Origin of the sequence: Salinicola salarius, assembly GCF_002179555.1 — a bacterium.
In the GTDB taxonomy this organism is placed as follows: domain Bacteria; phylum Pseudomonadota; class Gammaproteobacteria; order Pseudomonadales; family Halomonadaceae; genus Salinicola; species Salinicola salarius_A.
Map to the genome: position 1 here is coordinate 183,697 of NZ_NHOU01000001.1, position 23,069 is coordinate 206,765.

Here is a 23,069-nt window from a genome sequence, read left to right on the forward strand (position 1 = left end):
TTCAGCTCAACGTCATCGGGTCGATATCCAGCGACCAGCGGACGCGTCGCGAGGCGGCGTTCTCAAGCCAGCCGACCAGCCAGGCGCCGGCTTCGTGCAGGGCGCTGCGTTTTTCCGCCGACAGCATCAGTTGCAGGTGATACCGGTTCTGGCGCCGTTCCATGGGCGCCGGCACGGGGCCGAGACAGTGGACTGCCAGGCGGCGTTCGGCAAGCCAGGTTCGCACGGCGTCACCGGCTGCCTCGGCGGTCTCGCGGGCGTCTTCCTCGCGGGTGGCTTCGAAACGCGCCAAGGCCAGATAGCGATAGGGCGGCAGCCCGGCCAGGCGTCGCTCTTCCAGCATCTGATAGGCCAGCGCGTCGTAGCCGCTATCCGCCAGCAGGCGCAGGTTCGGGTCGTCGGGATGCAGGGTCTGGACCAGCACGCGGCCGGCTCGGTCCGCCCGCCCGGCGCGTCCGGCCACCTGTACCAGTAGCTGGGCGCTCTGCTCGAGCGCGCGGAAGTCGCTGGCGTAGAGGCCGGCGTCGGCATTGACCACGACGACCAGTGTCACGTGGGGAAGATGGTGGCCCTTGGCCAGCATCTGGGTGCCCACCAGGAGGCTCGGTTCGCCGCGGCGGATCTCGGTCAGCAGCTGGTCGAACGCTTCCTTGCGCCGCGTGCTGTCCCGGTCGATGCGATAGACCGGGACGTCCGGAAACAGCGTAGTCAGCGTCTCCTCCGTGCGTTCGGTGCCGGCGCCGAGCGGCCTCAGGTCCGCACTGTCGCAGCTCGGGCAGGCGTCCGGCTGCGGCGTCTGGTGTTCGCAGTGATGGCAGACCAGCCTGGGCGGCTGGCGGTGCAGGGTCATGCGCGAGTCGCAGTGGCGGCACTCGGCGATCCAGCCGCACTGGTGGCAGGCCAGCGAAGGCGAGAACCCGCGCCGGTTGATGAATACCAGTACCTGCCCCTCGGCCTTCAGTGCCTGGCGGATGGCGTCGATCACTGGCGGAATCAGGCCGCCCTGACGCAGGCGACCGCGCAGGTCGACCAGTTCCAGCTTGGCCGGAGCGTGACGGCTAGGACGCTGGGTCAGGCGCAGGTGCCGGTAGCGGCCGCTGCGTGCCTGGGCCAGCGTTTCCAGCGATGGCGTCGCGCTCCCCAGCAGGATCGGCACCCCGTCGCGTTGCGCGCGCGCCATCGCCAGGTCGCGAGCGTGGTAGCGCAGGCCGTCCTGCTGCTTGAACGAGCCGTCGTGCTCTTCGTCGACGATGATCACGCCGGGGCGCGCCAGAGGCGTGAAGATGGCGGAGCGGGTGCCGATGATGATCGGGGCGCGTCCGCTGCGGGCGGCCTCCCAGGCATCCAGCCGCTCCAGGTCGGTCAGCCCCGAGTGCAGTGCCACGACCGGCGCGCGAAAGCGCTTGCGAAAGCGCGATAGCGTCTGCGGTGTCAGGCCGATCTCCGGCACCAGTACCAGCGCTTGGCGGCCCTGTCCGAGCACGCCTTCGATCAGTTGCAGGTAGATCTCGGTCTTGCCGCTGCCGGTAACGCCATGGAGCAGGCAGGGGTGGAAGCGGTCCAGCCCTTCGTGCAATGCGGCCAATGCTGCCGACTGCTCGCGATTGAGCGGCAGGGCGGGTTCGGCCAGCAGCGCCCCCGACCACCCTTCGCCGGCGGTCAGCGGCTCCCGAACGCAGCCGATCAGCGCCTTGTCGAGCAGCCCCTGCAGTTGGGCGCGGGTGTAACCTTGCGCGGTGATGGCGGAGGTGATCATGCCGTGGCGATGCTGGGCCAGGAACTTTACCAGCTCGCGCTGGCGTGGCGCGCGGCCTAGCGCGTCGAGGGCGAGGGCTTCCGAGGTGTTCAGTTTCCAGCGTTCGCGAATCCGGGCCTCGAGCGGCCGCCCCTGGCGTAGCGGGCCGGGCAGGGCATGATGCAGCGTATCGCCCAGCGAATGCTGGTAGTAGCGGGCGGTGAACTGGCACAGCCATAGCCAGTCCGCCGGCAGTGGCTCGTCGTCGAGGCGCTCGGTGATCGGCTTGAGCTGATGGGCGGGCAGTTCGCTGTGCGTGGCGCATTCCATCACGATCCCGACCAGGTAGCGCCGGCCGAACGGGATCTTGACGCGCAGTCCCGGCCGCCACCCGCCAGCGGGCGGTTGACCGGCGGGACGATAGTCGAAGAGACGCCTCAGCGGCGTGGGAACGGCAACGCGAAGAATCCGAGGGGGCGGTGGCGCGCTCTCGGGGGCGATACTGGAATCTGCCAATTGGCCTCCATGAAGAGTTCTGATAAAATACGCCGCCTTCCGACGTAGGGTGCGTCTCTTATCCGTGGTACAGTTATCGCCTGGCGATGCTGACTACGGGATTCTAGGCGGGCCGGTCGCGCGGGAGTGAACCGCGATTCCCTATCCGTGTACGGTGCCTGGCAAGAGATCAGGTGGCGGTACACCGCAAAGCGAGGCTTCACGATGAAACAGTCTATTCATCCCGAATACAAGAAAGTCACGGCGACCTGTTCCTGTGGCGCGACCCATTCGATCGGCACCACGGCCAGCGAAGATTTCCATGTCGACGTCTGCTCGCAGTGTCACCCGTTCTACACCGGCAAGCAGAAGCAGGCGACCACCGGTGGCCGCGTCGAGCGTTTCAACAAGCGCTTCGGTGCTGCAGTGCGTCGCGGTTAAAACGCGTCTCACTACAACCGATTGGTTGTCGAAAAGCCCGCCTTGATGGCGGGCTTTTTTGTGCCCGCTCGATGGCTTTTTAAGTTTTAAAAGGCAAGGGTTAAGTTTTAAAAGATAAGGGGTATCGAGATTTATCGACTGTCCCGAGGAGATGGATAAGGAATATTTTATGGCTGGGCTTCCAAGTATAAGTGTCGCCAAATGCATCCAAGTGGTTCAAACAGGCGCTTAAAATTCGCGAAAGGCAGAGAATGGGCGAAAGTTGTGTAAGGTGGTGTTTTTCTATAATCTGACATGACTTCAGGCAAGACATTGCCGAGAATTCCCACCATTGTCTTTGGAAAATCCTCATGAGTGACGATAAGAGACAGGCGGCGCTCGATTACCACGCGAAGCCGATTCCGGGTAAGTTGTCGGTCGAGCTGACCAAGCCGACCAACTCCGCCAAGCATCTTGCGCTGGCCTACAGTCCCGGCGTGGCGGAACCGTGCCGGGAAATCGCGCTGGATCCGGAAAACGCCTACCTCTATACCGGTAAGGGAAACCTGGTAGCCGTCGTTTCCGACGGCAGCGCCATTCTGGGGTTGGGCAACCTGGGACCGCTGGCGAGCAAGCCGGTCATGGAAGGCAAGGGCGTTCTGTTCAAGCGCTTCGCTGGCATCAACTCGGTGGATATCGAGGTCGAGGCCGACTCGGCCCAGTCCTTCATCGATACCGTGGCCAACATCGCCAATACCTGGGGCGGTATCAACCTGGAAGACATCAAGGCGCCGGAATGCTTCGAGATCGAAGCGGCCCTCAAGGAGCGCTGCAGCATTCCGGTATTCCACGACGACCAGCACGGTACCGCGATCGTGACCGCGGCAGGGTTGCTCAACGCGCTGGATATCGCCGGCAAGACGCTGGCCGACGCGCGCATCGTCTGTCTCGGGGCCGGGTCAGCCGCCATTGCTTGCATGAAGCTGCTCATCGAGTGTGGCGCCAAGGCCGAGAACATCTTCATGCTGGATCGCAACGGCGTCATCCATAGTGGCCGCAACGATCTCAATCAATACAAGGCGCAGTTCGCGACCGAAACGCCGCTGCGTACGCTGGATGACGCGATCGAAGGCGCCGATGTCTTCGTCGGCCTGTCCGGGCCGAGCCTGTTCAAGCCCGAGCAGCTCGAGAAGATGGCCGCGAATCCGGTGGTCTTCGCCTGTTCCAATCCGGACCCGGAGATCCACCCCGACGTGGCGCGGGCGACCCGGAGCGACGTGATCATGGGCACGGGGCGCTCCGATTACCCCAACCAGGTCAACAACGTGCTGGGATTCCCGTTCATCTTCCGTGGTGCGCTGGACGTTCGGGCCACGGCCATCAACGAGCAGATGAAGATCGCGGCCGTTCATGCCCTGAAGGACCTGGCGCGAGAGCCGGTGACCCAGGAAGTGCTGGATGCCTACGAAATTGACTCGCTTGAGTTCGGTCGCGGCTACATCATCCCGACGCCGGTGGATTCGCGCCTGCTTGATAAAATTCCGGCGGCCGTGGCTCAGGCCGCGGTGGAATCCGGCGTGGCCCGGAAGCCTTATCCCGCGCATTACCCGCTGAAGAGCGTCAAGGAGATCTACGGCTGATCGCGAGCCTGTCATCTCCAGACGACGATGCCGCCCACACGGGCGGCATCTTGGTTTTCGGCGTCTGGCAGGTGTCTTCCTATGCTGTTCCACCAGGATCATCCTGCGGCTCGTGGCTCGTGGCTCGTGGCTCGTGGCTCGTGGCTCGTTACCAGCCGTAGAGAATCGATACCGACGTCGTGGTGTCGGTGCGCGCTTCGGCATCGGGCGGCGGATGCGTGTTGCTCCTGACATCGTAGGAGATGCGTAGCGCGAGATGGGAGTTCAATTGCGATGTAATCGTCGACAGCGAGCGGGTCGTGACGCTGATATGCGTCGCTTCCGCGGATAGCTCCTGGTCGAAGGAGATGTCGTCACTGAAGTTGTAGGTGTAGTCCAGTGCCGAGTAGACCAGGGTCAGGTCGTCGCTGCCACCGGCCGCGTAGGCATCGTGACGATAGCCCGGACCGACTTCGGCGGAAAGCGTATGGGTGGGCCCGTCCAGCAGCTGGCGGCCGTAGCCGGCGATAGTGGTGAGCTGCGAGTCGTAGCCGCTGAACCGGTCGCGTTCCCAGCGCGCGAAGCCGAACAGGTAGTTGTTGTTCTCCAGCTCGTAGCGTTCGCGGGCGCCGACCAGATACCGCTCGGACGTGGTGTTGTCGTTGTCCTGGACGCTACGGGTTTCGGCGCGGAACGTATGGGTGTTGCGCCCGGTCAGCCAGGTCAGGCGAGCCTTGGCGAGCAGCGTCTGGGTATTGGCGTTGCCGGTCAACTTCGTATAACCGAGTTCCGCACTGCCGCTGAAGTTGGGGGCGTTCTCTTCCGGCGCCGGCGGTGCGTAGAAAAGCTCTGCATATGACGGTGATGCCATCAGGCAGGTGGTCAACAGCCACCAACGGCAACTAGGCAGGGACATGATATTTCTCTCAGCGTCGCTGCGACGTCCTGTTGCGGTGAAGAGCGAGTGTGGGACGAAAAAGTCGGGGCCAGAGCCCCGACTCATGTATCAGAAGATCGCTTCGTAAGTGCCGGTGCCCTGCGAGCCGCTCTCGTCTTCCAGTTCCGGACGAATACCGCGCGGCTGATACTCAGGCAAGTTGTCCTTGCGGAATATCTCGCTGATGCCGCCGGGCTGGTCATCGTGCAGGCGCTTGCCGGTATCCGGGTCGATGCGAACCTGAACGATATCGTCGGGGGCGTCCGGGATCACCTCGGGCGTGCCTTCCAGTGCCGGACCCATGAACGCCTTCCAGATCGGCAGGGCGGCTTGAGCGCCGTATTCCGCCGTGGTGGTGTTATCGTCCTTGCCGACCCAGACCGTGGTCACGAGCGAGTTGTTGAAGCCGGAGAACCAGGCGTCACGCTGATCGTTGGTGGTGCCGGTCTTGCCGACGATGTCGCTGCGATCGAGCGACAGGGCGCCGCGTCCGGTGCCGTGTTCGATGACATCACGCAGGATGCTGCGCAGGATGTAGAGCGCGTCGGGTTCCACCACGCGGGGGGCGATGCGACGCGGCTCGCCATCGATGACGGTCTGGGTCGCGCCGGGTGCGCAGTCACGGCACGCCACCAGCGGATTGGCCTGTTCGACCACGGTATTCTGGCTGCCCTGGGTGACCTTCTGAATGTACCAGGGCGACACCTGGAAGCCGCCGTTGGCGAGCACGGCGTAGGCGTTGGCGATCTCCAGCGGTGTCAGCGAGGCACTGCCGAGAGCCAGGGAGAGGCCATGCGGCAGGCGGTCTCGCGCAAAACCGAAGCGCTCGAGGAAGTTCAGCGCGTTGTCGAGTCCGAGCGACTGCAGCACGCGGATGGTCACCAGGTTGCGCGAGGTATAGAGCCCGACGCGCAGGCGAGTCGGCCCCTGGAACTGGCGCTCGGCATTTTCCGGGCGCCAATCGTCGCCGCTGAACTGCGACATGACCACCGGCGCGTCATTGATGATGGTCGCCGCGGTCATGCCGCCTTCCTGCAGCGCAGCCAGATAGACGAACGGCTTGAAGTTGGAGCCGACCTGGCGCTGGGCCTGAATGGCGCGGTTGAACTTGCTGGCGGCGAAGCTGAACCCGCCCTGGAGCGCCTCGATGGCACCGGTCTGCGGATCGAGAACGACGATGGCCCCTTCGGCGCCGGCGCGCTGCGACAGGCGCCAGTGATCGCCTTCCTTGAGGATGCGTACCAGATCGCCGCGGCTCGCGATTGCCGCGGCGTTGGCGGGGACATCGCCGCGCCACTTGGCGCTCTTGTACTCGCGCGCCCACTTCAGGCCATCCCAGTCCAGCGTGATCACCTTGCCGTCGGCATTGAGCACGCGCATCTGTTTGCCGTCGGTGGCGGTGACGATGGCCGGCTGGAGCGGGCCGAACGACGGCGTGCGCTCGAGCACCTTGAGCCAGTTGCTGACGTCGCCATCGACACCCTCGATCGTGGCCTGGCTGCTCTGGGCCGCCTGGCGGGCGGTTTCGATGACCTCGGGGGACTCCGACAGCTCTTCTTCCAGGCCTTGGCGTTCGGTCCGGTCCTGCGCTTCGACCAGGCTCGGCGGTACGTCCTTCTCCTCGGGGCCGCGCCAGCCGTGGCGAGTATCGTAGTCGATCAGGCCCTGCACCAGCGCATCGCGGGCCTCGGTCTGCAGACGGCTATCGAGGGTGGTGGTGATGCGAATGTTGTCGGTATAGGCCTTGTCGCCGAAACGCTCGACGGCGTAGGCGCGCGCCATTTCCGCGACGTAGGGGGCATCGACTTCCGAGCGTGCCGTATGGCGGCTGGCCGTGATCGGTGCCTTGACGGCCTGATCGTAGCTGGCCTGGTCGATGGAGCCGAGCTCGCGCATGCGATAGAGAATCCAGTTGCGGCGGATCAGAGCGCGTTCCGGATTGGTCAGCGGGTTGAAGCTCGACGGCGCCTTGGGCAGACCCGCGATCATGGCGTACTGCGGCAGGGAAAGATCTGCCAGCGGCTTGCCGTAATAGGTGTTTGCTGCGGCGGCGATACCGTAGGAACGATGGCCCAGATAGATCTTGTTGACATAGAGCTCGAGAATTTCCTGCTTGTCCAGGATCTGTTCCATCTGCAACGCCAGCAGAATTTCACGGATCTTGCGCGTGAAAGTCTGATCCAGGGTCAGCAGGTAGTTACGCGCGACCTGCATGGTGATGGTGCTGCCGCCGGACTGGATGTCGCCCGAGGAGGCGAGCTCGACCGCGGCGCGCAAAAGCCCCTTGGGATCGACCCCGGGGTGGTTGTAGAAGTTGGCGTCTTCGGCAGCCAGCAGCGCGTCGATCAGCGACTTGGGGATCTCGTCGTAGCTGACGGGCATGCGGCGTTCCTCGCCGTATTCACCGATCAGCTTGTCGTCTTCCGTATAGATGCGCAGCGGGGTCTGAAGCTCGTAATTCTGGAGCTGGCGCACGTCGGGCAGGCCAGGGGCGAAGTAGAGCCCGGCGCCAATGACCGCCAGCACCACACCGGCGCAGAGCGACAGCAGGAGCCAGAAGGCAGTCGTCAGTAGGCGGGTAAAAAGCTTCATATAAAGGGGTGATCCTTGACTGGTGGCGGTCCGGCCGCGTGCTCGCTATCCCTGGCGTCGGACATGATTCAGCATCGGGGCATTATATGGATGCGGTGGAGCCGGGGCCAGTTTCGCCCCCGCCACTTCCTGCAAGTAAAGCGAAATAAGTGTAACGGAACGTCTCAAGTTGGCTGTGTCACCGCCGTTAAATCCGATTAGGCTTTTCCAGTTCCGGCGAGGTGAGACAGTGTTGCGCTTGAAAAGATCCTCGAAAGGATTGGTGGGAGTGGACATCACGTCCGCCACCGTCAAGCTGCTGGAGCTGGAACATCGCGCCGGCGGCTTGAGAATCGATAGTTATGCGGTGCGTCCGCTGCGTGAGGGGGCCGTGGTCGAAAGGCGCATTCGCGACAAGAGCGAAGTCGTGGATACGCTGGGTCGGGCGGTCGATCACGCCCGCTTGCAGTCCCGGCGCGCCGTGGTCGCGGTGCCCAACTCGGCAGCCATCACCCGGACGCTGTCGTTGCCCGCATCGCTGAGTGACGAGGACATCGAAGCACGGATTCAGATGGAATCCGACAAGTACATCCCGTTTCCGCTCAATGAAGTCGCCTTCGATTTTCAGCGACTGGGCCGCCATCCGCGTTACGACGACCAGCAGGAAATCATGCTGGTGGCCTGCCGAATGCAGGATATCGATACGCTGACGTCGGTGCTGGACGCCGTGGGGCTCGAGACGGTGGCCGTCGATGTCGAGGGCTTCGCGCTGGAGCGCGTCTGTCGTGCGCTGCAGACCTCCGAAGATGAAGAGGGAGATAGCACGGCACTGGTCGATATCGGCGCCAACCTGTGCGCGTTCCATGTGATCAAGGAGGGGCGGATCGTCTACAGCCGCGACAACCTGTGCGGCGGGCGGCAGCTCACCGATGCCATCAGCAAGCGCTACGGCATGAGTTTCGACGAAGCCGGTCGCGCCAAGAAGCGTGGTGGATTGCCCGACGATTATCGCCAGCAAGTCCTGCTGCCTTTCATCGATACCCTGATCCAGCACATCGGACGCTCGCTGCAGCTTTATTACACCTCTGCGGGCCAGCAGCAGATCCGCCGTCTGATCCTGGCCGGTGGGTCGAGCGCATTGCCGGGCTTGGCGGAGCGATTGCGCGCCCAGAGCGGGCTGGAAGCCACGCTCGCCAACCCTTTCACGCACATGCGGATCCATCCGCGGCTGGACGTCACGGCGTTGGCCGCGGATGCGCCGGCCATGCTCACGGCCTGTGGCCTGGCCATGCGAGCGCTGCCATGACAATCGAAATCAATCTGCTGCCATGGCGGGAGCAGCGCCGCTTGCGGAAGACCCGGCGCTTCAGGCAGAGCCTGCTGCTGGTGCTGCTGCTCGGCCTGCTGGTCGGTTGGGGCATCGCCCAGTACGAAAAGTCGATGGTGCGGGCGGGACAGGCCCGGTTGGCGCTGATCCAGCGGGAGACCGATGCGCTCACTCGCGATATTCAGGAGATGCGCAATTTCCGCCAGCTGCGAGAACGCATGTTGAAGCAGATCGATCTGATCGGCGAGCTGCAGTCGAGCCGACCGTTGACCATCCGCGTTCTCGATCAGCTGACGGCCACGCTGGTCGATGGCGTCCACTATACCGAGCTGAATCGCAGGGGTAGCCGGCTCGAGCTGAGCGGCGTCGCGACTTCGAATCGCCAAGTTTCCGACCAGATGCGAGCGCTCGACAACAGTTCCGCGTTCGACATTCCGTTGCTCTCGGACGTGCAGTCCGCAGAAGGGCCGGCAGCGGCCAAGCGTTTTCACATGAGTGTCGATGAGCATCCCGTCGATGAAGCCAAGCCGGGAGCTGGCTCATGAAGCGCCCGACGCTGGAAAGCCCACGATTGAATGCCTTGCGAGAGACGTTCCGGGAGCAGTGGCGCCAACTGCGTGAACTGCAGTGGCGTGAACTCGACCTGAAAGAAGCGGGAAGCTGGCCGGCCAGCCTGCAATGGCTGATCGCGCTGGGCGTGCTGCTGGGATCGATATGGGCCACGCAGTGGCTGCTCGCCTCCTCGCCCCGGGAAACGCACGAGAGCCTGGTCATGCAGGAGCAGCAGGCGTTACAGCGCTTCGAGACGCTCTCCTACCAGGCGGTCAACCTGCCGGCGATGGAGCATCAGATGGAGGTGCTCGAGGGGCGCATGCAGAGCGTGCTCGAAATGTTGCCCAGCGATGCGGAAGTGCCCGCGCTGCTGGATGCCATCAGCGAGGCAGCGCGGCAGCAGCAGCTCGATATCGACAGTATCAAGTTGCGACCGGCGGTCGAGCAGGAGTTCTATGTCGAGCAGCCCTTCGATATCCAGGTGCGCGGCGATTTCCACCAGATCGCGTCGTTTCTGGCGCGCGTTGCCGCGATGCCCCGCATCGTCACGCTTCACGACTTCACGCTGACGCCGGTGGGTGACAGCCTTCGGCTGGCCATGCTGGCGAAGACGTACCGCTATCGCGAGGATATCGACCCGGCCAAGGGGGGTAAAAAGCCTTGAGTTCGAATCGTGGCATTCTCACCGGACTGTTGCTCGCAAGCATCGTGCTGAGCGGATGCGAGGACGCCGATCTGGGGGGATTGCAGGCTCGACTGGATGCCCTGCGGAACAACCCGAAGGGGCAGATCGCCTCGTTGCCGGAGATGCCCCGGTACGCTACTGCCAGCTACGACCAGCAGCAACGACGGAGCCCGTTCGTGGCCGAGCAGCCAGCGGAGGCGGCAGCCGCCGATCCGGCCGAGGCGTCGCCGCTGCCGGATGCCGACCGGCCGCGCCAGCCGCTCGAGGCCTTCGAGCTGGACAACCTGAGCCTGGTCGGCACGATGATCGTGGGCAAGACACCCTCGGCACTGATTGCTGCGCCGGACGGCAGGGTCCACCGGCTCTTCGAGGGGGATTATCTGGGCCGGGACTACGGCCGCATCATCAGCGTGGAACCTCGCGGGTTGACGCTCGTCGAGACCGTGCGCGGTTCCGGGGGAGAATGGATCGAGCGTCGCCAGCGCCTGGAAATGGCAGGACAAGACTCCGACGGTACCAGCCGGCGGCAACAGTAGCAGGGGACAACATGACTTCTCGACGGCGCCTGGCCGCAGGCCTGGCAGCACTGACATTGTGGGGACTGGCGTTTTCTGCCTGGGCGGCACCGACCTTGACGGCGATGACCTTCACCGATCAGGGGGCCGGCCGCCTGGACGTCGGGCTCGATTTCGTCGGCGGCGTCCCGGAAATTCGCGGCTATCGCACGGATGCGCCGCCGCGGCTGGCGCTGGATCTGCTGCAGGCCCAGAGCGGCCTGTCGCAATCGAGCTTCGCCATCGGCAGCGCCGGCGTCGATTCCGTCAGGGTGCTGGGGTCGGGAGCGCGTACGCGGCTGGTGTTCGATCTGGCCTCGCCCACCGATTATCGGCTCGAACGTCTGGATGAAAGGGTCATCGTTCACTTCGGTGACGAAGCTGCGCCAGCTGAGACCGACGCGTCGGCCGAGCGGTCCGCGGCGGCGCTGCCGCGCCAGCCGGAGGTGACCTCGATCGATTTCCGCCGGGGCGAGGACGGGGTCGGCCAGCTTGACCTGGCGCTCGACCGCGCCGGAGTGGCGGCGGAAGTCTCCGGCCAGGGGCGTCAGGTCTCGGTCTCGCTACCTGGCGTGACCTTGCCCGACGACCAGTATCAGACGCTCGATGTCAGCGATTTCGGCACCGCCGTCCAGCGCATCGTGCCGCGTCGAAGCGCCGATGGGGTCACCTTCGATATCGTGGCATCCGATGCCGTGGAGCCGCTGGTGACCCAGAACGGGCGTCGTTTCACGATCGAACTGACCTCCTCGGGCAGCATCGAGCGCCCCGAGACGGACTCCGGCCCCAGCTATGCCGGTCACCGTATTACCCTCGATTTCCAGGACATCCCGGTGCGTGACGTGCTGTCGATCATCGCCGAGGAGTCGGGGCTCAACGTGATCGCCAGCGATGGCGTGCAGGGCAACGTGACTCTCAATCTGACCGATGTGCCCTGGGATCAGGCGCTCGATCTGGTACTGCGCAACCACGGCCTGTCGGCGCGACGTGAAGGCAACGTGATGATGGTGGCGCCGACCGGCGAGCTGGCCAATCTGCAGCGCCAGACGCTGGAAACCCGCGAACAGACGAAACAGCTGGCTCCGCTGACCACGGAGTTCGTGCAGATCCGTTACGCCAAGGCCGAGGATCTGGCGGCGTTGCTGCGCGGTGGCGAGGGCGTCGGCATGATGTCGGAGCGCGGACGCATCACCGTCGATCCGCGCACCAATACCCTGATTCTGCGGGATACGCGGGAACAGATCGATGCCATTCGGCGAACCATCGAGCATCTCGACGTCCCGGTGCGTCAGGTGCAGATCGAGGCCCGAATCGTGATCGCGAGGGATAGTGCCACCCGAGAGCTTGGCGTCAACTGGGGCATGTCGGCCAATGGCGGGCGCCATTTCGATCTCGACGGCGCCGCCGATGGCGATGCCTCGACGGTGCCCACGACGTCGGACGATCCTGCCTCCTACGGTGGCGGGCTGGCGGTGGATCTGGGCAATGACACCAACCCGGCCAGCGCGTTCAGCTTCGGTTATCTTTCCGGCGACATCCTGATCGACCTGGAGCTGCGGGCGCTGGAAAGAGAGGGCAAGAGCCAGACCATTTCCCAGCCCAAAGTGATCACCGCCAACCAGCGCACGGCGATCATCAAGCAGGGCCAGGAAGTGCCTTATCAGGAAGCTTCGTCCAGCGGCGCCACCTCCACCGAGTTCAAGGAGGCCGTGCTGTCGCTCGAGGTGACACCGCAGATCACTCCGGACGATCGCATCATCATGGATCTGCGTATCAACAACGACGATATCTCCGACACCCGCTACGACGGCGCGCCGGCCATCGATACCAACGAGATCCAGACCCAGGTACTGGTCAACAACGGTGAAACCGTGGTGCTGGGCGGGATCCTGACCTCCGAACAGCTGCGGACACTGTTCAAGACACCGTTCCTCGGCGACCTGCCGGTCATCGGCAATCTGTTCCGCTATACCCAGAACAGCAACGAGAAGGTAGAATTGCTGGTATTCATCACGCCCAAGATCATCGAGGACGGACTGGCCATTCGCTGATGCGGTCGCTTCCCAATCTTTTTCTCATCGGTCCCATGGGGGCCGGCAAAAGCACAATCGGCCGCCTCCTGGCGGCCGAATTGCAGCGCGAATTCCTGGATAGCGACCATCAGATAGAGGCTCGCTGCGGGGCGAATATCCCATGGATTTTCGATGTGGAGGGTGAGCAGGGCTTCCGGGACCGCGAGACGGCCATGATCGACGAACTCACCCAGCGCAGCGACATCGTCATGGCGACCGGTGGCGGCGCGATCATGCGCGAGATCAATCGCCAGCTGCTGCGGGAGCGGGGGACGGCCGTCTATCTCGCCACCACCGTCGAACAGCAGATCCGGCGCACCTCCCGGGATCGCAACCGGCCGCTGCTGCAGACAGCCAACCCCGAGCAGGTGCTGCGGGATCTGTTCGCGGTTCGCGATCCGCTCTATCGCGCGACGGCGGATATCGTCGTGCGTACGGATCGCCGAGGCCCCAGGAGCGTGGTGAACGACATCCTGCGTCGGGTTTCGCATCTGACGGAGCCGCTCGGCGAATCGGTATCTCTTTCGCACCAGAGGTGATGTCTCTTCCTCATTGGTCTTTTCCACGTCCGTCTTTCCTACACTCGTCTTCCTACATCCGTCTTTCCTACAACAAAGGTAACGCCCATGTCCTCCGTCTCGTCGCTTCCCGTGGAATCGCTGAACGTTTCGCTGGGTGACCGCAGTTACCCGATCCACGTCGGCGCGGGCATTCTGTCGAGTCGGGAACATCTGCTGCCTTATCTGGCCGGACGTCAGGTCATGATCGTGACCAACGAGGTGATCGCGCCCCATTATCTCGCGGCGCTCAAGGCGACGCTTGCCGATGCCGACCTGGATGTCCGGGAAGTCGTTCTGCCCGATGGCGAGGCGACCAAGACGCTGGCCTCGGTCGAGCGCATCTGGGACGCCCTGCTGGCGGCCGGATTCAACCGCCGCAGTACCCTGATCGCGCTCGGTGGCGGTGTCATTGGCGACATGACGGGCTACGCCGCCGCCAGCTATCAGCGCGGGGTCGCTTTCGTCCAGATTCCCACCACGCTGCTGGCCCAGGTAGACTCCTCCGTGGGTGGCAAGACCGGGGTCAATCACCCGCGCGGCAAGAACATGATCGGCGCGTTCTGGCAGCCCCGGGCGGTGATCATCGATACCGATACCCTGCGAACGCTGCCGGCGCGCGAGCTCTCCGCCGGGCTGGCGGAAGTGATCAAGTACGGTCTGATCTGGGATTCGGCGTTTCTCGAATGGCTGGAGAACAACCTGCCCGCGCTGCGCGCGCTCGAGGAATCTGCCATTCGCCACGCCATCCGGCGCAGTTGCGAGATCAAGGCGGAAGTGGTGGCCGAGGACGAGACCGAGCAGGGCGTGCGAGCGCTGCTCAACCTGGGACACACCTTCGGCCACGCCATCGAGGCGCATCAGGGCTACGGCAACTGGCTGCACGGCGAAGCGGTGGGTGCCGGCATGATGATGGCCGCGCAGCTCTCCTTCGAGCGCGGCTGGCTGAGCGAGGCCGATGTCGAACGTGTCGCTGCGATTCTGAAGGCGGCGGATCTTCCGGTTACGGCGCCGGCCAACATGCAGACAGAGGATTTCCTTTCTCGCATGCGGCTCGACAAGAAGAACCTCGACGACCGGCTGCGGCTGATTCTGCTCGAGGCGCTGGGTAAGGCGTGCGTTCGAGACGATACGGACGCCGAGCGGCTCGAACGTCTGCTGGTGAATTTCCCTCGAGCCTGACCGGATCGTTCCTCGGGTGCCGGATCGCCCGTGATCCGACCCCGGTCAGGCGAGGCCGGCTTTCTCGTCTCTGTCGATGATCTTGCCCGCTGGCGCCGATCGGCGCCTGTTCCCTATCGTTCCCTGCTGTTCCCAAAACCGCCGGTCCGGTAGCGCGGTCGTCCGGACAGGAACGCTCGACGCCGTTCCTCGTTTTCTGTTGATGCATGCTGGTGCGTGCGGCCGGTGCCGCGTGTCGACAACCTTGGTCGCCGCTGCTGCTTTTTCGAGGCGTTGACGATATAATTGGTATGCTCCATGCCGTATCGGTATGGGGTCCGCGCCACGATCTCACCCTGATCGGGCCATGGCTCAAAAAATTAAGACTTTAGTCTTACCTGCAAGTCTAAGCCTTTGAGCTAGCAGCGTATTTTGGCCGATATTCCGCTAAGTCTTCGATTTTAAATGCGTTTGCGGGGAAAAAGCCCGGCGGCTCAATTGCGCTGTGGCGGGTAACTGGCTATCCTGTCCGGCCCTTTGGCGACCGTCAGTGACGATATTGTCGGTATCTCGAGACGAAAATGAGCCGGATATTCAGTCATTAATACGGCCATAAAAATAAAAAAACCAAAAATTATCTCTTTTTATTCGATCGAATACAAGACCCTGTATTCTGACACTGCTTTGTGAGGCACGCCCATGATGAGAGGTCTTCACCAGCCCGGCGAATTCCGCGACAACTGCGGTTTCGGCCTGATTGCTCATATGGAGGGGCAGGCCAGTCACGATCTGCTCAAGACGGCGATCGAATCCCTGACATGCATGACCCACCGCGGCGGTATCGCGGCGGACGGCAAGACCGGCGACGGTTGCGGCCTGTTGCTGAAGATGCCGATGAGCTTCATGCGAGCGCTGGCCCAGGAGCAATTGGACGTGACCCTGGGCGAGCGCTTCGCGGTCGGCATGGTGTTCTTCCCCGATGACGACGCTCGCGAGCAGCATGCACGGGAAATCCTGGAAGGCGAGCTGGCCGAGCGGGGCTTGAGCGTCATGGGCTGGCGCGACGTGCCCACGGACCCCAGCGTCTGCGGGCCGATGGCGCTCGAGTGCCTGCCGCGCATTCGTCAGGTGTTCGTCGAAGGGGAGGCGTCCCAGTCCGACGCCGCGTTCAATGTCGAGCTGTTCATGGCCCGTCGCTTGGCCGAGCAGAAGCTGCGTCAGGAAGAAGAGTTCTATGTCTGTTCGCTGTCGTCCAAGGTGGTTTCCTACAAGGGCCTGATGATGCCCGTGGATCTGCCGACCTTCTATCAGGATCTGGGTGACGAGCGTCTCGAGACCGCCGTCTGCGTCTTCCATCAGCGTTTCTCGACCAATACGGCGCCGCGCTGGCCGCTGGCGCAGCCGTTCCGCTTCATGGCGCACAACGGCGAGATCAACACCATCGAGGCCAACCGCAGCTGGGCCAATGCGCGCAAGGCCAACTTCGTCAACGAACTGCTGCCGGAGATCGAAGGTCTCGACGAGATCGTCAATACCACCGGTTCCGATTCGTCGAGCATGGACAACATGCTGGAAGTGCTGCTGACCGGTGGCATGGATCTCTACAACGCGGTGCGCATGATGGTGCCGCCGGCGTGGCAGAACGTCGAGACCATGGACGGCGACCTGCGCGCCTTCTACGAGTACAACTCCATGCACATGGAGGCGTGGGATGGCCCCGCCGGTATCGTCATGACCGATGGCCGCCATGCCGTCTGCATGCTCGACCGCAACGGTCTGCGTCCGGCGCGCTGGGTGATCACCGACAACGGCTACATCACCCTCTCCTCCGAGATCGGGGTATGGAACTATCAGCCGGAATCCGTCGTGGCCAAGGGCCGTGTCGGTCCGGGGCAGATTCTCGCCGTCGATACCCAGACCGGCGAGGTGCTGCATACCGACGATATCGACCAGCGGCTCAAGTCCGCCTACCCGTATCGCCGCTGGCTCAAGGAGCACGCTCACTATCTCGAGTCGGCGCTGACCGAACTGGCCCGCTTCCAGCCGATGGAAACCGACGAGCTCAACGTCTATCAGAAGATGTTCTCGGTCACCTTCGAAGAGCGCGATCAGCTGCTGCGCCCGCTGGCCGATAGCGGTCAGGAAGCGGTCGGCTCGATGGGCGACGACACGCCGATGGCGGTACTGTCTCGGCAGAACCGTCTGCTCACTGATTTCTTCCGCCAGAAATTCGCCCAGGTCACCAACCCGCCGATCGACCCGCTGCGGGAAGCGATCGTGATGTCGCTGGAGACCTGCTGCGGTGCCGAGCTGAACGTCTTCGAGGCGACGCCCGAGCACGCGCATCGTCTGATCCTGACCACGCCGGTGCTGTCGCCGCGCAAGTTCACTGCCCTGGTGACCCAGGAAGATCCGGCGTTCACCTCGATCCGGCTGCCGCTGCACTACGACCCGGAGACCACCTCGCTGCGCCAGGCGCTGGTAACGCTCTGTCAGCAGGCCGAGCAGGCGGCCCGGGATGGCAAGGTGATCCTGGTGCTGTCGGATGCCGAGCTCGAAAAAGGCAAGCAGCCGATCCAGGCGCTGCTGGCGACCGGCGCGGTGCATCATCATCTGGCCAGGCTGGCGCTGCGCCCGCGCGTCAATATCGTGGTCGAGACCGGCTACGCCCGTGACGCGCACCAGATGGCGGTATTCTTCGGCGTCGGCGCCACCGCGGTCTACCCGTACCTCGCCTATCAGGTGATGGCGGACATGCACCGCACCGGCGAGCTGGTCGGCAACCCGGCGGATGCGCGCGAGAACTACCGCAAGGGCATGCAGAAGGGGCTTTACAAGATCCTGTCGAAGATGGGTATCTCGCAGATCTCCTCCTATCGCGGTTCGCAGCTGTTCGAAGCCGTCGGATTGGGTTCCGAAGTCATGCAGATGTGCTTCGACGGCATGATGTCGCGCATCGAGGGCACCGGCTTCAGCGAGCTGCAGATGCAGCAGGCGCTGGCGGCCCGCGACGCCTGGATTCCCCGTAAAGGCATCCGCCAGGGCGGTCTGGTCAAGTTCGTCCACGGGCACGAATACCACGCCTACAATCCCGATGTGGTCATGAAACTGCAGCAGGCGGTACAGCAGGGCGATTACGGCAAGTGGAAAGCCTTCGCGCGGCTGGTCAACGAGCGTCCGGTGGCCACGATCCGGGATCTGCTGAAGCTCAAGCCGGCTCCCGAACCGTTGCCGCTGGACGAGATCGAGCCCGTCGAGAGCCTGCTACTGCGTTTCGACAGCGCCGGCATGTCGCTGGGCGCGCTATCGCCGGAGGCGCACGAAGCGCTGGCGCAGGCGATGAACGAAACCGGCGGCCGCTCCAACTCCGGCGAAGGCGGCGAAGACCCGGCACGTTACGGCACCATCCGCTCGTCGAAGATCAAGCAGATCGCCTCCGGCCGCTTCGGCGTGACGCCGGCCTACCTGGTCAACGCTGAGGTTCTGCAGATCAAGGTCGCCCAGGGCGCCAAGCCCGGCGAGGGCGGCCAGCTGCCGGGCGGCAAGGTCAACGAAACCATCGCGCGGCTGCGCTATGCGGTGCCGGGCGTGACGCTGATCTCGCCGCCGCCGCATCATGACATCTATTCGATCGAGGACCTGGCTCAGCTGATCTTCGATCTCAAGCAGGTCAATCCGAGCGCTCAGGTTTCGGTCAAGCTGGTCTCCGAGCCGGGCATCGGCACCATCGCCACCGGCGTGGCCAAGGCCTACGCCGACCTGATCACCGTCTCCGGCTACGACGGCGGTACCGCGGCGAGCCCGATCACCTCGATCCGCCACGCTGGCAGTCCGTGGGAGCTGGGCCTGCCGGAAGTGCACCAGGCGCTGCGCATCAACGGTCTGCGCGACAAGATCCGGCTGCAGACCGATGGTGGCCTGAAGACCGGGCTCGACGTGGTCAAGGCAGCCATTCTCGGCGCCGAGAGCTTCGGCTTCGGCACCGCGCCGATGGTGGCGCTGGGCTGCAAGTATCTGAAGATCTGCCACCTCAACAACTGTGCGACCGGCGTCGCGACCCAGCATCAGGAGCTGCGGGACGAGCACTTCCGTGGCACGGTCGACATGGTCAAGCACTACTTCCGCTTCATCGCCGAGGAAGTGCGTGAGCTGATGGCGCTGCTGGGCGTACGCCAGTTGACCGACCTGATCGGGCGCACCGATTTGCTGGAGATGCTCGAAGGCGAGACGGCGGCGCAGCGCAAGCTCGATCTGAGCCCGCTGCTGGCCAACGACTTCGTGCCTGAGGACGCACCGCAGTTCTGCCAGGTCAGCCGCAACGTGCCGCATGATCCGGGTGCCAAGAACCAGGAAGTGTTCGACGCGCTGCTGCCGGCGATTGAATCGAAGTCCGGTGGCGAGTTCTCGTTCACGATCACCAATTGCGATCGCTCGGTGGCGGCTCGGGTTTCCGGCGAGATCGCCAAGCGCTATGGCGAGGCGGGGCTGGAAGACGCCCCGATCACGGCGCGCTTCACCGGCGTCGCGGGACAGAGTTTCGGCGTGTGGAACGCGCGGGGGCTGAACCTGTACTTGGAAGGCGATGCCAACGACTACGTCGGCAAGGGCATGAACGGTGGCAAGGTGGTGATCGTGCCGCCCAAGACCAGCCGCTTCCAGAGCCATGAAACGGCGATCATCGGCAACACCTGCCTGTACGGTGCCACCGATGGCAAGCTGTTCGCTGCCGGCATGGCCGGTGAGCGCTTCGGCGTGCGCAACTCCGGTACCCACGCGGTGATCGAAGGGGCCGGCGACCACTGCTGCGAATACATGACCGGCGGCCTGGTCTGTGTGCTGGGCAAGACCGGGATCAACTTCGGTGCGGGCATGACCGGCGGTTTCGCCTATGTGCTCGACGAGGATCGCGGTTTCGTCGACCGCTACAACCACGAGCTGGTTGAAATCCATCGGATCAACACCGAGTCGATGGAGGCTTACCGCCGTCACCTGCGCGAAGTGATTACCGAGTACGTGGAAGAGACGGACTCGCCACGCGGGCGAGCGATTCTCGAGGATTTCTCCGACTTCATCCGCCACTTCTGGCTGGTGAAGCCCAAGGCCGCAAGTCTCAACGGTTTGCTGGCCCAATCCAGGCGGCAGCCTGAATAAGAGGCGGCGACAGCCCGAACGGCCCCCGGTGTCAGCCACCGGGGCAGGGGCTACAGCTGCAATCCGAGAGCGTCGTCGGCCCAGTGAGGAGAAAAGACATGGCAAACCGTTTGAGTAACGACTTTCAGTTCATCGATGTAGGGCGACGCGATCCGCAGAAAAAGGATGCGCGCAGCCGGGCGAAGGAGTTCGCCGAAATCTACGAGCCGTTCAAGCCCAGCGAGGCGGCCAGCCAGGCGCATCGCTGCCTGCATTGCGGCAACCCGTACTGCGAGTGGAAGTGTCCGGTTCACAACTACATTCCCAACTGGCTCAAGCTGGTCAGCGAGGGAAACATTCTCGAAGCGGCGGAGATGTCGCACCGCACCAACTCGCTGCCCGAAGTGTGTGGCCGGGTCTGCCCGCAGGATCGCCTGTGCGAGGGCGACTGCACGCTGAACGACGGCTTCGGCGCCGTCACCATCGGCTCGGTGGAGAAGTACATCACCGATACCGCCTTCGCCATGGGCTGGCGCCCGGACATGTCCAGCGTGACCATGACCGACAAGCGCGTCGCCATCGTCGGTGCCGGGCCGGCCGGACTGGGCTGCGCCGATATCCTGATCCGCAACGGGGTCAAGCCGGTGGTGTTCGATCGCTACCCGGAGATCGGCGGTCTGCTGACTTTCGGCATTCCCGAATTCAAGCTCGAAAAGCACGTGATGGAACGCCGTCGCGCGGTATTCGAGGAGATGGGGGTCGAGTTCCGGCTCAATACCGAAATCGGTCGGGACATCACCTTCGAACAGCTCAACGACGAATTCGATGCGGTCTTCCTCGGCATGGGCACTTACAAGTACATGGTCGGCGGCTTTCCTGGCGAGGAGACGGAAGGCGTCTACAAGGCGCTCGATTTCCTGATCGCCAACGCCAACCATCACCTCGGCTTCGAGAAGGATCCGGCCGACTACGTGTCGATGGCCGGCAGGCGCGTCGTCGTCCTGGGCGGTGGCGATACCGCGATGGACTGCAACCGCACCTCGATCCGCCAGGGCGCGGCCAGCGTGACCTGTGCCTATCGTCGAGACGAGGAGAACATGCCGGGCTCCAAGCGCGAGGTGGCCAACGCGCGCGAAGAGGGCGTCGAGTTCCTGTTCAACCGTCAGCCGGTGGCGATCGTCGGCGAGGGCAAGGTCGAGGGCGTCAAGCTGGTACGCACCCGCATGGGTGAGCCGGACGAGAAAGGACGGCGCAGCGCGGAAGTGGTGCCGGGCTCCGAAGAGATTCTGGCCTGCGATGCGGTGGTCATCGCCTTCGGTTTCCAGCCCAGCGAGATCGAATGGTTCGACACGCACCAGATCGAGGTGGACGAGCGCGGCCGCGTGCTGGCGCCGGAGATTCCGGCGCAGATGGAACGTTTCGCCTATCAGACCAGCAACGAAAAAGTGTTCGCCGGTGGCGACATGGTGCGCGGCTCCGACCTGGTGGTGACGGCTGTCTACGAAGGGCGTCAGGCGGCGGAAGGCATCCTCGGTTATCTCGAGGTGTGAGGGTTGCGGCTCGTGCTGGCGGTAGCGCCGGCACGAGCCGCCCGGCGCTACCGATCGCGTTCAGCGGTGGTATAAAGTCGGATGAGCCTTTACAGTGGCGCGCTCGAAACGAACTGCAATTCTTAAAAGGTCACACCATGATCAGGCTTGAACGCAACATTCTCGACCAGGCAAACACGCAACTGCGAGCGCTGGAAGACCATGTGCTGGATCAGGACGGCGGCTATCAGGCCACCATGATCAGTGGCCAGCTGAAGGCCCTGTTCTCGCTCGCCAAGCTGCATGACAGCGGGATGTCCGACGAGTGTGCCGGGATGCTCGAGGAGATCGAACGCCGCTCCAATATCCTGGTTTCCCGCCTGCCCGAGTCCAGCTGACGCCGAGGGTCACCAGGCCCGGTTACCGAATTGCCGGATCAAAAGCGCCAACGTCATCGTTGGCGCTTTTTCGTTGAAGGCATTCGCATGAATGTCATGCAGGGCCCCGATCACGACCGGGCGATGCGGCCCATCAGGGTATCGGGGCGCTGCGGTGACTTGTCCGCCAATACCTCGCGAGCCTCGTCGAGCTTGTCGGCTTCCAGGTTGAGCAGCAGTACCCCGACGACGCTTTCATTTTCGAGATAGTAATAGACGCCTTTGTCGTCTTCCACGTCCTCGACGGTTGTCAGCGAACTGTCGAGCTTGCCCACGGCTTTCCAGGCGAAGTCGAACACGTTCGAATAGAAGTAGGGCGTGTAATCGTAGGTCTCGTCGCTGCCGGCCATGATCCGGCCGACCGTCGCGCCCATCTGGTTGGCATTGTCGACGTGCTCGGCGTGCCAGCGGCCGAGAATGTGGTCCGGGTAGGTCACGATATCGCCGGCGGCGAAGATGGTGTCATCGCTGGTCTCGAGGCGCGCATTGACCACGACCATGCCGTCCTCGACCTCCAGCCCTGCCTGTGCTGCAAGCTCGACTCGCGGCTTGACTCCCAGCCCGAAGACCGCCGCGTCCACTTCCAGGCTGTTGCCATCGTCGAGTTCGAGCGTGACCTTGCCGTCGGCCTCGCGCCCGCCGCTGACCTTGCGGCCATTCAATAGCTCGACGCCCTTGTCGAGATAGGTCTGGTGGAAACGGTTGGCGAGGCTGGGCGGGAACATCTGGCTTCCCAGTACCTCATGGGGATGTATCAGGGTCACCCGGCATCCATTCTGGATCAGTGCCGCGGCCAGTTCCGTACCGATATAGCTGCCGCCAATGACGGCAATGTGCAGCCCCTTGCCGGCAAGCCTTCTCAGGCAGTCGTAATCCTCGACCGTGCGGAAATAGCGCACGCGATCGCTCGCCGGCAGATCGATCGTCATCGGTGCGCCGCCAGTCGCCAGCAGCAGTTTGCCGTAGCCGATGGTGACGCCGTCATCCGTCGTCACCATTTTCTGGTCGCGGTCGATGGCCGTGACGCGAGTGCGGGTATGCAGCGTGGTGCCGTCGTCCTGCTCCGGCTGCATCCAGATTTTGTCGTAACCGAATTCGGGGTCGGTCCAGAGCTTTTTCGTTAGCGCCGGCCGCGTGACCGGGCCGTTGGGCTCGGCGCCCAGGATGCCTATCGTGCCCTGGGTGTCCTTCTCTCTGATGCCTTGAACGGCATTGGCGGCGACCATGCCGGCGCCGACGATCAGATAGTCGTAGCGTTGCATATCCACTCCCTGGCATGCCTTGAGTT

Annotated in this window: 16 protein-coding genes; 12 read left to right on the top strand and 4 right to left on the bottom strand. The window is 63.6% G+C overall.

The window, feature by feature from the left end:
- Nucleotide 1 precedes the first annotated feature (1 nt).
- Nucleotides 2-2,251: a primosomal protein N' gene (locus CCD76_RS00855; RefSeq protein ID WP_256961001.1), complete on the bottom strand. Its 2,250-nt coding sequence runs from the start codon at nucleotides 2,249-2,251 to the stop codon at nucleotides 2-4.
- Nucleotides 2,252-2,455: 204 nt separating this feature from the next.
- Between CCD76_RS00855 and rpmE the strand changes: the two genes are divergently transcribed.
- Together rpmE and CCD76_RS00865 are read left to right on the top strand one after the other, a co-directional pair.
- Entirely contained in the window at nucleotides 2,456-2,671 is a 216-nt protein-coding gene (gene rpmE, locus CCD76_RS00860) for a 50S ribosomal protein L31 (protein WP_087717672.1), read from the top strand.
- 350 nt (nucleotides 2,672-3,021) lie between these two features.
- Entirely contained in the window at nucleotides 3,022-4,290 is a 1,269-nt protein-coding gene (locus CCD76_RS00865) for a malic enzyme-like NAD(P)-binding protein (RefSeq protein WP_087717673.1), read from the top strand.
- 148 nt (nucleotides 4,291-4,438) lie between these two features.
- Here the strand turns inward: CCD76_RS00865 and CCD76_RS00870 are convergent, their stop codons facing one another.
- On the bottom strand, nucleotides 4,439-5,185 hold the full coding sequence (locus CCD76_RS00870; RefSeq protein WP_087717674.1) for a DUF481 domain-containing protein: 747 nt from the start codon (nucleotides 5,183-5,185) through the stop codon (nucleotides 4,439-4,441).
- A gap of 90 nt (nucleotides 5,186-5,275) precedes the next feature.
- On the bottom strand, nucleotides 5,276-7,798 hold the full coding sequence (locus tag CCD76_RS00875; RefSeq protein ID WP_087717675.1) for a penicillin-binding protein 1A: 2,523 nt from the start codon (nucleotides 7,796-7,798) through the stop codon (nucleotides 5,276-5,278).
- Between the two features lie 232 nt (nucleotides 7,799-8,030).
- On the opposite strand from CCD76_RS00875, the gene pilM reads away from it, so the two are divergent.
- The 10 genes from pilM to CCD76_RS00925 all read left to right on the top strand — a co-directional run bounded on the left by pilM (nucleotide 8,031) and on the right by CCD76_RS00925 (nucleotide 21,742).
- Nucleotides 8,031-9,083, top strand: a complete 1,053-nt coding sequence (pilM, locus tag CCD76_RS00880; protein ID WP_087717828.1) for a type IV pilus assembly protein PilM — start codon at nucleotides 8,031-8,033, stop codon at nucleotides 9,081-9,083.
- On the top strand, nucleotides 9,080-9,649 hold the full coding sequence (locus tag CCD76_RS00885; protein WP_087717676.1) for a PilN domain-containing protein: 570 nt from the start codon (nucleotides 9,080-9,082) through the stop codon (nucleotides 9,647-9,649). Before pilM ends, CCD76_RS00885 begins: the two co-directional genes overlap by 4 nt.
- A complete protein-coding gene (locus tag CCD76_RS00890) occupies nucleotides 9,646-10,320 on the top strand; it encodes a type 4a pilus biogenesis protein PilO (RefSeq protein ID WP_087717677.1) in 675 nt (224 codons plus the stop codon). Before CCD76_RS00885 ends, CCD76_RS00890 begins: the two co-directional genes overlap by 4 nt.
- Nucleotides 10,317-10,877 carry a pilus assembly protein PilP gene (locus CCD76_RS00895; RefSeq protein ID WP_087717678.1) on the top strand — a complete coding sequence of 187 codons (561 nt, stop codon included), beginning with the start codon at nucleotides 10,317-10,319 and terminating at the stop codon, nucleotides 10,875-10,877. The genes CCD76_RS00890 and CCD76_RS00895 overlap by 4 nt, the downstream gene beginning before the upstream one ends.
- 11 nt (nucleotides 10,878-10,888) lie before the next feature.
- On the top strand, nucleotides 10,889-12,946 hold the full coding sequence (gene pilQ, locus CCD76_RS00900; protein ID WP_087717679.1) for a type IV pilus secretin PilQ: 2,058 nt from the start codon (nucleotides 10,889-10,891) through the stop codon (nucleotides 12,944-12,946).
- Nucleotides 12,946-13,506 (top strand): shikimate kinase AroK, encoded by a 561-nt coding sequence (aroK, locus tag CCD76_RS00905; RefSeq protein ID WP_087717680.1) that lies wholly within the window; start codon nucleotides 12,946-12,948, stop codon nucleotides 13,504-13,506. Before pilQ ends, aroK begins: the two co-directional genes overlap by 1 nt.
- Nucleotides 13,507-13,593: 87 nt before the next feature.
- Nucleotides 13,594-14,706 carry a 3-dehydroquinate synthase gene (gene aroB / locus CCD76_RS00910; RefSeq protein ID WP_087717681.1) on the top strand — a complete coding sequence of 371 codons (1,113 nt, stop codon included), beginning with the start codon at nucleotides 13,594-13,596 and terminating at the stop codon, nucleotides 14,704-14,706.
- A 678-nt stretch (nucleotides 14,707-15,384) separates the two neighbouring features.
- Nucleotides 15,385-19,836: a glutamate synthase large subunit gene (gltB, locus tag CCD76_RS00915; RefSeq protein ID WP_087717682.1), complete on the top strand. Its 4,452-nt coding sequence runs from the start codon at nucleotides 15,385-15,387 to the stop codon at nucleotides 19,834-19,836.
- Nucleotides 19,837-19,934: 98 nt separating this feature from the next.
- Nucleotides 19,935-21,365, top strand: a complete 1,431-nt coding sequence (locus CCD76_RS00920) for an FAD-dependent oxidoreductase (protein ID WP_071231860.1) — start codon at nucleotides 19,935-19,937, stop codon at nucleotides 21,363-21,365.
- A gap of 137 nt (nucleotides 21,366-21,502) precedes the next feature.
- Nucleotides 21,503-21,742, top strand: coding sequence for a hypothetical protein (locus tag CCD76_RS00925; RefSeq protein WP_071231861.1), 240 nt, complete (start codon nucleotides 21,503-21,505; stop codon nucleotides 21,740-21,742).
- A 110-nt stretch (nucleotides 21,743-21,852) separates the two neighbouring features.
- Here CCD76_RS00925 and CCD76_RS00930 read toward each other — a convergent pair whose 3' ends face one another.
- Nucleotides 21,853-23,043 (bottom strand): NAD(P)/FAD-dependent oxidoreductase, encoded by a 1,191-nt coding sequence (locus tag CCD76_RS00930; RefSeq protein ID WP_087717683.1) that lies wholly within the window; start codon nucleotides 23,041-23,043, stop codon nucleotides 21,853-21,855.
- Nucleotides 23,044-23,069: the final 26 nt, after the last annotated feature.